The following is an 11173-nucleotide window of genomic DNA, read 5'->3' as shown; positions in this document are numbered from 1 at the left end:
GACTAAAGCGGATGTCGCACAAATTATGCTGTTATTCTTCCATCCAGATAAAGCTGGCCTGACGGCCAGTAACGCCATCACGGCGGTAGGAAAAGAACTGGCCCGAATTACGGTAGGTGCACATCTGCGATGAAAAGACTTGCCTAACACCTGCACGATTCAGACGCTGAGTCGCGAGCAAAAATATATCAGCAAGCCACTTTCCACTTTTCGCTTGTGCCACAAAAGCTTTAGCGGCTTGTGGATCAAAGTCGGTGAATGCCTGACGGACATCATCGCCTACCTCAAATGCCAAAGGACCAATCGCTGGGCCAAGCCAAACCATGACTTCACCACAAAACTTGTCGAGCGCGTTTTCCACGATGCCCGCAGAAAGGCCACGCCATCCTGCATGCACTGCTGCAACTTGGGTGCCTTGTGTGTTGGTGATCAGCAGCGGCAAACAATCCGCCGTCATCGCACTGCACACCACTCCGACGGTTTGGGTAAATAGCCCGTCGGCATCCAACACTTGCTCTGTCGGAGTCGATACCTCTGCCACTCGTGTTGAGTGGGTTTGATTCAACCACACTGGCGCGCTTGGCATTTGCGCCTTTTGGGCTAACCAAAGGCGATTTTCCCTAACTAGGTGAAGCTCGTCCCCGACATGCGTGCCCAAGTTTAGGCTCGCATACGGTGCATGCGAAAAACCGCCTTCACGCGTTGACGCAAAGGCTTTGATATTTTTCGGAGCAGGCCAGTTAGGGAGAATCATGGTTGATCAGTAGACGTCCGGTAAGCCATGTTCTTGAGTATCACGGCGTAGTGTTTCGGTTAACTCAACCATATCATCTGGCACAGGTGCATGGAACTCCAGCTCTTCACCAGTGATAGGATGATTAAAGCGCAGCATAACAGCATGCAGTGCTTGACGATCAAAGCCACGTATCATCTCGACCACATCATCTGACGCGCCAGATGGAATACGCGCGCGGCCACCGTAAGCGATATCGCCAAGCAGTGGATGCTGAATGTAGGCCATATGCACACGGATCTGGTGAGTACGTCCGGTTTCAAGACGTAAACGCAAGCGTGTGTGCTCACGGAAATGCTCCGCAACACGGTAATGTGTTACCGCCGGCTTGCCCATAGGGCTGACTGCCATCAAGGTACGTTTGGTTGAGTGGCGACCAATCGGTTGGTCCACTTTACCGCCTGCGGTCATACGGCCAATCGCAATGGCTTCATACTCACGGGTAATGTCGCGTTTTTGTAGCGCTCGAACGAGGCGTGTTTGCGCCGGAACGGTTTTCGCAACCACCATCAAACCTGTTGTGTCTTTGTCCAAACGATGCACGATACCCGCACGAGGCACTTCTGCAATTTCCGGACAATGAAACAGCAGTGCATTGAGCACGGTGCCATCAGGAGTTCCTGCCCCGGGATGAACCACGAAATCACGCGGCTTGTTAATGACTAAAATGTCGTCATCCTCGTAGACGATATCCAGAGGAATATCTTGCGCTTCCCAGCGCTCTTCGTCTTCAAGCTCGGCGAGCACCGTGATCGCTTCGCCGCCCATCACTTTCGTACGGGGTTTGGTGATCACCTCACCGTTCACTTTTACTTTTCCGTCCAACAACCACTCTTTCAGGCGCGAACGAGAAAAATCGGCGAACAATTCTGCGATAGCCTGATCAAGTCGTTGACCCAATTGGCTATCTTTTACGGTATTTGTTAATTCAATCTGCTGAGCCATATCGAACTTTTTTAAAAACTGTGAGACTAATGCTCACTACTGTGGAAAAATAGTTGTTGTTCATTGTATCCGTTACTGACGAGAAAGTAACGGAAGCTTAAGAAATATTTAGAATCAAGGAATCGACTCCTGACATGAAACACCATACTTTATCAGGCCTTTTGGCGGTATCACTGCTGTTTGGATGTTCAAGCAGTGAACAAATTGTCCCTGATGTGCCACCAGCCGAGCTGTATTCAGAGGCACAAATTTCTCTTCAAAGTGGTAACTGGCTAACGGCGATTGAGAAACTTGAAGCGCTCGACTCCCGTTATCCGTTTGGTGCTTATTCGGAGCAAGTGCAGCTTGATTTGATTTATGCCTATTACAAGAACGACGACCTCGCCCTAGGGCTGGCAACGATCGCCCGCTTTACGCGGCTCAATCCAACCCATGAGAAAATGGATTGGGTACTTTACATGCGCGGCCTTACCCACATGGCGCAAGATCGCAACTTTATGCATGACCTGTTTAACGTTGATCGCAGCGATCGCGATCCTGAGCCTGTCAAAGAAGCATTTGATGATTTTAAGAAGCTGCTTGAGCGCTATCCAGACAGCCCATACGCGCAAGATGCACAAAAACGCCTATTTGCGCTGAAAAATCGTTTAGCGGAGTATGACCTTGCGACGGCGGATTATTATTTGCGCCGCGAAGCTTGGATTGCAGCGATTAATCGCTGCCAAGAGTTGCAGAAAACCTATCCAGATACCACTGCAGCGAGAAAATCTTTGGCAATTCAACTTAAAGCCTACCAACAGTTGGGACTAGAAGATGCGGTTGCAAGAACAAAAGAGCTGATGCGCCTCAATCCACTCTAATACGCCTCTTTTGATGATTCCGTTTACAAACGCAAAAACGCCGCTGAGATATTCAGCGGCGTTTTTTTCATTCTCTCTTGCCCACGGGTGGCGATCACATTTTTCACTTGGTGCAATTTGACTACAGATTTTACTTAGGCAGTAAAAAATCCCTGAAAAATGGTTTAATTTCAGCGAACTACTCGATTCAATCTACTGCTTTCCAAACGAATCTCAAGCTTTTTCATAAGAAAAATCGACAAGCCTTGCTTAAGATCACATTCTGTTTAGCCACTTAAAACACCATAATAAATAATGATCTCGGTCACATTTTTTTTAGTTCAAAGTCGTAATCTGGAGTCAACCCATGAGGGATACCACAGAGGAAAGCATCTATGAAAGTAAACATCACTGGTAAAAACATTGACATCACCTCTGCTATCCGCACTCACATTGAGAGCAAATTTAAGAAGCTAGAAAAATGGCAAGCGGACATCATCAGTTGCCAAGCCACCTTTAGCGAAGAACCGAACAAACAGAAAAAATTTGAGGCCGTGATTAAGGTTCCTAAAGGTCAACTTATCGCTTCAGCGGTTAACGACGATTTGTATGCTGCCATTAATGAAGTGGAGCAAAAACTGGAAAGACAGCTAAACAAACTACAGCACAAATCCGAAGCGCGTCGCGCCGAAAAACCTGAGTTGGTTGAAGAAGAAGACGAATAAAACGAATTCATTTTGTGAGAGGAAGTAGCGCCGAGAGGCGCTATTTTTTTGCTTGACGCTCCACGCCTGCTTGCTTATTGTGTGGTTAAACGTAACCAAGAAAGATATTTATGCAATTCAATCTACTGTTTATTTTTGACTTCTTTTTCCTCCCCTAACCGCCGGAGGCAAAGCCGTTTGTGAAAGAAAAGTCAAAAACAAACAGAAAGCCTCCCAACTCGGGGGGCTTTTTTATAAGGAATACCACGATGACTGACCAGCCAATCTCACTTGAAGAGATCCGTCTGCGCTTAAATGACCTCGACGACCAATTGCTTAGCCTCCTCTCGGAGCGCCGTAAACTCAGTATTGAGGTGGCGAAAAGCAAAGTGGAAACCTCAAAACCCGTGAGAGATGCCAGCCGTGAGCAGCAATTACTGGTTAAGCTGATCACCAATGGACGAGAAAAATATCAGCTTGATGCTCAATATATTACCAAGCTGTTTCATACCATCATTGAAGACTCGGTACTGCTGCAACAATCTTATCTGCAGAATCTGTTGAATCCAGAGCAAAGTCGCAAACCACTCGCGCGCGTCGCCTTTCTGGGTGCAAAAGGCTCTTATTCACACCTGGCCAGTCGAGAGTATTTTAGCCGTAAGAACACGGAACTGATTGAGCTCAACTGTGAACATTTCAAAGAGGTGACGCAAACCGTTGAATCCGGTCATGCTGATTTCGGCGTTCTGCCGATTGAAAACACCAGCTCAGGTTCGATCAACGAGGTGTATGATCTGCTGCAACACACCACACTCTATATTGTTGGTGAATTGACCCAACCGATTGAACACTGTTTGGTAGCGACCAAAGAGCTGCGGCTTGAACAGATCAAAGTACTTTACTCACACCCACAACCACACCAGCAATGCAGCGAGTTTCTCAGCCGTCTAAAAGGGGTCACACTCGAATCTTGTGCCAGCACCGCCGATGCGATGAAGAAAGTGCAAGAGCTGAATCGCGATGATGTGGCCGCCATTGGCAATGCTTCCAGTGGCAAGCTGTATGGCCTGCAACCTATCCAAGGCAACATCGCGAACCAAACAGAGAACCACACGCGTTTTATCGTGGTTGCGCGTAAGCCGGTGGAAGTCTCTGCACAAATCCCAGCGAAAACGACCCTGATTATGTCGACGTCGCAAAAGGCGGGCTCGCTGGTCGAAACCTTGCTGGTATTGCAACGCTACGGCATCAATATGACTAAGCTGGAGTCGCGTCCTATTATGGGCAATCCTTGGGAAGAGATGTTCTATGTGGACTTAGAAGCACACCTAGATTCCGAAAGTATGCAGCTTGCGCTCAATGAGCTCACCAAGCTGACGAAACACTTGAAAGTACTTGGCTGCTATCCGAGTGAAAATGTCAAACCGACCCAAGTCAAACTAGCCTGACAGTAGCAAATGAACCACGGTGAGTAAAAAGATCATGGCAACTCAAAAAGTGATTATCGCGTCACTCAACCCAGCTAAGCTCAGTGCAGTTGAAAGCGCCTTTCAACAAGCCTTTCCACAGCGCAGTTTTACCTTCAGTGGTGTAAGCGTCCCCAGTGAGGTGGCAGACCAACCGATGAGCGATGAAGAAACCCATTTGGGCGCACTCAATCGGGTAAAAAATGCCAAACAAGCGGTCAGTGATGGCGATTATTATGTGGGCTTGGAAGCGGGCATTGAGGGTGATGTGACCTTTGCCTGGATGGTGATTGAATCGAACACTCATCGCGGCGAATCACGCTCGGCCAGTTTAATGCTGCCCCCCGCGGTGCTGGCAAAGCTTGCCGATGCCAATGAGCTGGGCGATGTGATGGACGAGGTGTTTGGCACCGACAACATCAAGCAAAAAGGAGGCGCAATCAGCTTGCTGACGCAAAACCTTCTCACGCGCAGTTCGGTTTATCACCAAGCTTTGATTCTGGCCTTGATCCCTTTTACCAACCCACAACATTTCCCGGCCAATTTGGCAAGCAAGGGTTAAAAAAGGCGGATTATCCGCCTTTTTTATTGGCCTCCAGCAAGGTCATTAACACCGCTTTCTCTTCATCAGAACGCGCTTTGAGTTCGTTAGAACCACGGGTAATTGTTGCCACGCCAACGCCCAGCAGTTGACTGATCTGACGCTGAGAAAGCTCGCCTTTCAACAACTCGCGCACAATGTTCACCCGAGAAAGCAACGCTTCTCTTTCATCCGGGGTCATCAACATGGTCAGCAACATCTCATGCTGCCCCTGCTCGACACTGTGTTTAACCAGTTCAATGATTTGCTGCCAGTCTGAATACTCGGGTTGCTGCGACATTCTCTACCTACTTCAATACTTGGTTTCGAGTTCATGCTGATTGAGAAACGCACCATCAACCCCCAAAATATCCCGATAGTAGTTCTCAAACATCAGGATATTTTGCACGTAGCCACGGGTCTCTTTAAACGGAATCGCTTCGATAAAGGCGTACGCATCCAATTTTCCGCCCGTGCGCTCACGCCAGCTATTTACTCGGTTAGGTCCGGCATTATAAGCCGCAAACGCAAAAATTCGATTATTATCGTACTGCTCAAGGAGCCCATTCAAATAGTGGCTGCCAATTTCGATGTTTTTCCCCACCTGATATAACTCGTCCTCTCCGGTGTAACTCAACTGATATTTCTTCGCGGTGTAGCGCGCCGTTGAGGGCATGATCTGCATGATGCCGCGCGCACCGACTGGCGATCTTGCTTCCACATCCATCGCGCTCTCTTGCCTTGCCAGAGACATCAAGGTGATCGGATCAATATTGTGTTTATTGGCGTAAAAATTAAACCACCAGCGATGCGCTACGGGAAAACGCACTTCCACATTGTCCCACATTTTGGCAGAAATACTGGCGGTAACGGTTAAATGGTACCAACGCTTGGAAGCGGCGTACACGGCAAGCATCGCTTGGGTGTCATCGTCAGTTCGCGAGAGCAAGTAACGCCACTCGCTCTTCGCGGCGGCAATTTTATCCAGTGCGATCAACTCTTCGATCCGCTGTAGCGATGTTCGAAAAGGGGCGATCCGTTCGCTCTCCAGTGTTAAGGTCGTGACGGGATATTCAATCGACTGCCCGACCTCTTTGGCGGCCGCCACGCTGTAAAAATTGCGCTGCCCGAGCAGTGACTCTAAACGCTGTTTACCTTGCGTTATTTTGCCAAGCGCGATGTCGCTACGCCCCAACCAATATTGCCAACGAAGCGATTGGCGATGTTCGTCATCCAGACGTAAAATCCACTGCCGCACGCCCGCCCAATCGGCCTCTTGTATCGCTAAGCGCACGCGCCTTTCAATCAATGTCTGCCGTGATGACTGGGCTAGTGTCTTGTCTCTCCACGCCGCTAGTTTCGCATCGTCCGTATTGATCAAGCGAAATGCCACATACTCTGCCAACTCTTGCGCTTGTGGCTTGGGTATTTTTTGCGCTTTGACCACATCACTCAAGACGGCTTGTGCCCCGACCACATCCTTGCGGGCTAGTTTTTTAAACGCGTGCACCACTTGCATACGGTTGAAATCGTTGGCTTTGCTTTTTTTGGCAAACTCAGCAACCGATTCAGGTTGAGTAAATAACGCTTTCATCTGCTGCGCTTGCTTCTGCGCCTTAGCACTCTGTGGCAACTTCATCAGGTAAGTCATCAAGTTGCCATTTTTCTCTTCAAACGCCAGTAACATGCGCTGCAAGATGAGTTCATCACTGCGAAGACCGGCTTGCTCCCAAACGGCAAACAGGTGATCGCACTCATCCGCTACCCCTTGACCGCTCAACCATAGCCGTTTGGCTGCGGCAAAGGCTTTATCTCGCGCCCCTTGCTGGTAATGCGCATAGTAGTAAATGCACTGATAACTCTCTCCATTAGGCTCTTGGCGTTGAAACGTCAGGACATTTTTCCAATCCTGCGCTTGATAAAGCGCATCAAGATAAGGTGCACGAATACGCCCAGAGAAAGGATAATCCTCTGATTGGGCAATAAAATGTTCCACCTCAGCTGGCGTTTTGTCTTTCAGTTGCAGCAAAAAAACACGGTAATCGAGATAAGGAGTTAAGGCATAACTGTCCAATTGCGGACGCAACTTGGCAAATTCCTCTAGATCTTTGTTGTCTAGACTTTGTTGCGCTTGTTGATACATTTCTCTCTGCTTTTCCAAGCTCGCGATATCAGCGGCGCTCACCGTTACTCCAGTCAGCCCACACAAAAGACCCACCAAAGCTCGACAAGGTTTGGGCAGTCTTAAAAAATTCAGTCTCATTAGAGTCATATCCTCTGACGTTTTGTCGTCACTTCTAAATTCCCGATCTTAAGCCCTCTTGCTTTTTAAGAGGCGCAAGCGACGATATGCATCTATTTACTCTTATTCATTACACCTTTGTAAAGGTGACAGATGTAAATAATAGTGATTTCATTTTAATGAAACACCGTTGGAGGGGAAACTCACTTGACCAACACCTGACAGACCATCGCCAGTCAGATTGCGCTTTGATTCTAGGCGACTAAAATCACCTTCGACAGTAACAAACGGGCGTCAGTTGATATAAAATGGCGGTCTTACGTGGATTTTAATCTTAGGAACGATCGGCAATGGCTGAATACGTATATACCATGTCGCGGGTGAGCAAAATCGTGCCACCTAAGCGTCAAATTCTGAAAGACATTTCTCTTAGCTTCTTCCCAGGCGCAAAAATCGGTGTCTTGGGTCTAAACGGTTCTGGTAAATCTACCCTGCTACGCATCATGGCGGGCATCGACACCGATATTGACGGTGAAGCACGTCCTCAGCCGGGATTAAAAGTTGGCTATCTGCCACAGGAACCTGTGCTAGACGAGAGCAAAACCGTACGTGAAGTGGTCGAAGAAGCGGTTGGTGATGTCGCTGGCGCGCTGAAACGTTTGGATGAGGTTTATGCGGCCTACGCTGATCCGGATGCAGATTTTGATGCACTGGCCAAAGAGCAAGGCGAATTAGAAGCGTTGATCCAAGCCAAAGACGGTCACAACCTCGACAACGCGCTGGAGCGTGCAGCAGATGCACTACGCCTGCCAGAATGGGATCAAAAAATTGCCCACTTGTCGGGTGGTGAACGTCGCCGCGTTGCGATTTGTCGCCTGTTGCTGGAAAAACCAGACATGTTGCTGCTCGACGAACCAACCAACCACTTGGACGCAGAGTCAGTGGCTTGGCTAGAGCGCTTCTTAGTGGATTACTCCGGTACCGTAGTGGCCATCACCCACGACCGTTACTTCCTAGATAACGCCGCTGGCTGGATTCTGGAACTGGACCGTGGTGAAGGTATTCCTTGGCAAGGCAACTACACCTCTTGGCTAGAACAGAAGGATGCGCGTCTGCAACAAGAAGCGTCTCAAGAAAAAGCGCGCCAAAAAACCATTGAGAAAGAGCTGGAATGGGTTCGCCAGAATCCAAAAGGCCGTCAGGCAAAATCAAAAGCGCGTATGGCTCGCTTTGAAGAGCTACAAAGCACTGACCATCAAAAACGTAATGAGACCAACGAGCTCTTCATTCCGCCAGGTGAGCGCTTAGGTGATAAAGTCATCGAAGTGAAAAACCTGACCAAATCGTTTGACGGTCGCGTGTTGATCGACAACCTTTCTTTCAGCATTCCTAAAGGCGCCATCGTCGGCATCATTGGTGCGAACGGCGCGGGTAAATCGACACTGTTCAAGATGCTCAGCGGTGTTGAACAACCCGATTCCGGCACCATCGAAATGGGTGATACGGTGAAACTGGCGTCGGTTGATCAGTTCCGTGATTCGATGAACGACAAAAACACCGTGTTCAAAGAGATCTCTGAAGGCGCTGATATCATCAAGATCAATAACTTTGAAATCCAAGCGCGTGCCTACTGCTCTCGCTTCAACTTCAAAGGCGTCGATCAACAGAAGATCATCGGTGAGCTATCCGGTGGTGAGCGCAACCGCGTGCACTTGGCGAAGCTACTAAAAGCAGGCGGCAACGTTCTGCTACTCGACGAACCGACCAACGATCTCGATGTTGAAACACTGCGTGCGTTGGAAGAAGCGTTGCTTGAGTTCCCTGGCTGTGCCATGGTGATCTCGCACGACCGTTGGTTCCTTGACCGTATCGCCACGCACATCATTGATTACCGTGATGAAGGTCAGGTCAACTTCTACGAAGGCAACTATACTGAGTACATGGAGTGGCTGAAAAAGACCCTTGGTCCAGCGGCAGCAGAGCCTCACCGTATCAAATACAAGCGTATTACCAAATAACTCATTACTGCTTGAAATTTGTGCAAGGGCCGCTAATATAGCGGCCTTTATTGCAAACACGGTCTTATGTTTCCTGTTGCCAAGCAGCCCTGAATCGTCAATTGAGAGAGTAAACATGGCTGAACGACGTCGATTTTCCCGAATTATCTATCAAGTTCCAGCGCGTCTGGTGCAAGGTGATCTGGTGCTAGACACCACCATTCAGGATCTCTCATTGCACGGGTTGTTATTGCGAACAGACTCAATTCACACGTTAAACAACGACGATCTGGTGTTGGTGTACTTCACACTTTCAGATAGTGATATTGATATTAGTCTCGAAGCAGCGGTAGTAGGCTTTGATCAACAGACGATTAGACTTAAGATTAATCACATTGATATCGAAAGTATCAGCCATTTGAAACGCTTGGTTGAACTCAATGTCGGTGATGATGCTCTCCTGCACAGAGAAATAGAATTTCTCTCTGATCTCGGTGAGCTTGAAGACTAATTGTCTGCTCGATAAGTCGAAGTAACGATGTCCAAGAAAATTACCATGCAGATCCCCACTCAAAATGGGGATCAGTTTTTTTATTTGGCTAAAGGCACTGTCTTTACCATTTTGCTTTCCCTGACCGCCCTGCCGATCTCACTCGGTGGTGGTTGGTATTTGTACCAAAAGCAAAGCGGTGAATCGCAGTCTCTGCAGTCACAAATCGCTCATCTCACTGCTGAAAAGCAGCAGTTAGAGATGGAATATCAAGAGCAGTTGGATGTAAACCACACGCTTTCCCAATCCTTGACCGAGAAAAGCAATCAAATCCAATTACTTGGCAAACGTGTCTTTGATGTGGAATCCGTGCTCGGTCTTGCCGACGAAGAGCTGCTGATTGACGAAGCCAATCTCGAGAACCGCATCGATGCCGCGGCGGTCGACTCAGCGGTGCGCGCGACCATGTTCCGCCTATTGCCTAATGATACGCCGATGGCTTATCAGCGCATCTCCTCCTCTTTTGGTCGTCGCACTAACCCGATCACCGGAAAACGCCACACACACACGGGGATTGATCTCACCTGTAAACGCGGCGAAGAGATCGTCGCGCCGGCTGATGGTGTGGTAGAAACGGTGCGCCCGAGCAAAAACGGTTTTGGCAACTTCCTGACCATGCGTCACTCTTTTGGTTTTATGAGTTCCTATGCGCATTTGCAGCATTTCAAAGTGAAAAGTGGCCAGTTCGTCAGTAAAGGTGATGTGATTGCCACCTGTGGAAACTCTGGCAATTCCACGGGCCCTCACCTGCATTACGAAGTGCGTTTTCTTGGTCGGGCACTTAACCCGCAATACTTGATGGATTGGACACCAGAAAACTTCAATCATCTGTTTGAAAAAGAGAAAACAGTGAAGTGGGCACCTTTGGTGGAGATGATCAGCAGCGTGGTGCGCCTGCAAGTCAATCTGACTAATTCACCCTATCGCGATGCGAGCATCGAAACGGTTGCCAGCGAAGAAACGCCCAGTGTCGAGCCACTGCAAACCAACTAACCAAACCGCCAATAACAAAAGAGCAGCTTCGCGCTGCTCTTTTCGTTTTGGGTCACGAAGGCAA

The 11173-nt window shown here is 48.7% G+C and carries 11 protein-coding genes and 1 other annotated feature; of the genes, 7 read left to right on the top strand and 4 right to left on the bottom strand.

From position 1 onward, the window contains the following. Positions 1-31 precede the first annotated feature (31 nt). Both pgeF and rluD read right to left on the bottom strand, forming a co-directional pair. A complete protein-coding gene (gene pgeF / locus EA26_RS03565) occupies positions 32-754 on the bottom strand; it encodes a peptidoglycan editing factor PgeF (RefSeq protein ID WP_039424223.1) in 723 nt (240 codons plus the stop codon). 6 nt (positions 755-760) lie between these two features. Further along, on the bottom strand, positions 761-1738 hold the full coding sequence (gene rluD / locus EA26_RS03560) for a 23S rRNA pseudouridine(1911/1915/1917) synthase RluD (RefSeq protein WP_039424220.1): 978 nt from the start codon (positions 1736-1738) through the stop codon (positions 761-763). Between the two features lie 134 nt (positions 1739-1872). On the opposite strand from rluD, the gene EA26_RS03555 reads away from it, so the two are divergent. The 4 genes from EA26_RS03555 to yjjX all read left to right on the top strand — a co-directional run bounded on the left by EA26_RS03555 (position 1873) and on the right by yjjX (position 5309). Beyond that, on the top strand, positions 1873-2598 hold the full coding sequence (locus EA26_RS03555) for an outer membrane protein assembly factor BamD (RefSeq protein ID WP_039424217.1): 726 nt from the start codon (positions 1873-1875) through the stop codon (positions 2596-2598). Positions 2599-2972: 374 nt separating this feature from the next. After that, positions 2973-3302, top strand: coding sequence for a ribosome hibernation-promoting factor, HPF/YfiA family (gene hpf, locus EA26_RS03550; RefSeq protein ID WP_039424214.1), 330 nt, complete (start codon positions 2973-2975; stop codon positions 3300-3302). A gap of 114 nt (positions 3303-3416) precedes the next feature. Continuing rightward, positions 3417-3538 (top strand) — a sequence feature (Phe leader region). A 12-nt stretch (positions 3539-3550) separates the two neighbouring features. Then, a complete protein-coding gene (gene pheA, locus EA26_RS03545; RefSeq protein WP_039424211.1) occupies positions 3551-4729 on the top strand; it encodes a prephenate dehydratase in 1179 nt (392 codons plus the stop codon). Positions 4730-4763: 34 nt separating this feature from the next. After that, positions 4764-5309 carry an inosine/xanthosine triphosphatase gene (yjjX, locus tag EA26_RS03540; protein ID WP_039428738.1) on the top strand — a complete coding sequence of 182 codons (546 nt, stop codon included), beginning with the start codon at positions 4764-4766 and terminating at the stop codon, positions 5307-5309. A 10-nt stretch (positions 5310-5319) separates the two neighbouring features. On the opposite strand, the gene trpR is transcribed toward yjjX, so the two are convergent. Next, complete coding sequence (gene trpR / locus EA26_RS03535) at positions 5320-5628, bottom strand: trp operon repressor (RefSeq protein WP_039424208.1); 309 nt, start codon at positions 5626-5628, stop codon at positions 5320-5322. A 12-nt stretch (positions 5629-5640) separates the two neighbouring features. Then, on the bottom strand, positions 5641-7599 hold the full coding sequence (gene sltY / locus EA26_RS03530; protein ID WP_039424206.1) for a murein transglycosylase: 1959 nt from the start codon (positions 7597-7599) through the stop codon (positions 5641-5643). Between the two features lie 320 nt (positions 7600-7919). Here sltY and ettA point away from each other — a divergent pair, with 320 nt between their 5' ends. The 3 genes from ettA (at position 7920) to EA26_RS03515 (ending at position 11109) form a co-directional block, all read left to right on the top strand. Further along, complete coding sequence (ettA, locus tag EA26_RS03525) at positions 7920-9587, top strand: energy-dependent translational throttle protein EttA (protein WP_039424203.1); 1668 nt, start codon at positions 7920-7922, stop codon at positions 9585-9587. Between the two features lie 115 nt (positions 9588-9702). Further along, a complete protein-coding gene (locus EA26_RS03520; protein ID WP_039424200.1) occupies positions 9703-10077 on the top strand; it encodes a PilZ domain-containing protein in 375 nt (124 codons plus the stop codon). A 27-nt stretch (positions 10078-10104) separates the two neighbouring features. Continuing rightward, positions 10105-11109 carry a M23 family metallopeptidase gene (locus EA26_RS03515; protein ID WP_039424197.1) on the top strand — a complete coding sequence of 335 codons (1005 nt, stop codon included), beginning with the start codon at positions 10105-10107 and terminating at the stop codon, positions 11107-11109. Positions 11110-11173 lie beyond the last annotated feature (64 nt).

Origin of the sequence: Vibrio navarrensis (assembly GCF_000764325.1) — a bacterium.
Lineage (GTDB): Bacteria > Pseudomonadota > Gammaproteobacteria > Enterobacterales > Vibrionaceae > Vibrio > Vibrio navarrensis.
Note: the sequence above shows the minus strand (reverse complement) of the source record. Positions and strands in the feature narration are given on the sequence as shown.

Coding starts and splice junctions, on each gene's coding strand:
- rluD (WP_039424220.1), bottom strand. CDS start 1,738: ATGGCTCAGCAGATTGAATTAACAAATACCGTAAAAGATAGCCAATTG.
- yjjX (WP_039428738.1), top strand. CDS start 4,764: ATGGCAACTCAAAAAGTGATTATCGCGTCACTCAACCCAGCTAAGCTC.
- hpf (WP_039424214.1), top strand. CDS start 2,973: ATGAAAGTAAACATCACTGGTAAAAACATTGACATCACCTCTGCTATC.
- EA26_RS03520 (WP_039424200.1), top strand. CDS start 9,703: ATGGCTGAACGACGTCGATTTTCCCGAATTATCTATCAAGTTCCAGCG.
- pheA (WP_039424211.1), top strand. CDS start 3,551: ATGACTGACCAGCCAATCTCACTTGAAGAGATCCGTCTGCGCTTAAAT.
- trpR (WP_039424208.1), bottom strand. CDS start 5,628: ATGTCGCAGCAACCCGAGTATTCAGACTGGCAGCAAATCATTGAACTG.
- EA26_RS03555 (WP_039424217.1), top strand. CDS start 1,873: ATGAAACACCATACTTTATCAGGCCTTTTGGCGGTATCACTGCTGTTT.
- EA26_RS03515 (WP_039424197.1), top strand. CDS start 10,105: ATGTCCAAGAAAATTACCATGCAGATCCCCACTCAAAATGGGGATCAG.
- ettA (WP_039424203.1), top strand. CDS start 7,920: ATGGCTGAATACGTATATACCATGTCGCGGGTGAGCAAAATCGTGCCA.
- sltY (WP_039424206.1), bottom strand. CDS start 7,599: ATGACTCTAATGAGACTGAATTTTTTAAGACTGCCCAAACCTTGTCGA.
- pgeF (WP_039424223.1), bottom strand. CDS start 754: ATGATTCTCCCTAACTGGCCTGCTCCGAAAAATATCAAAGCCTTTGCG.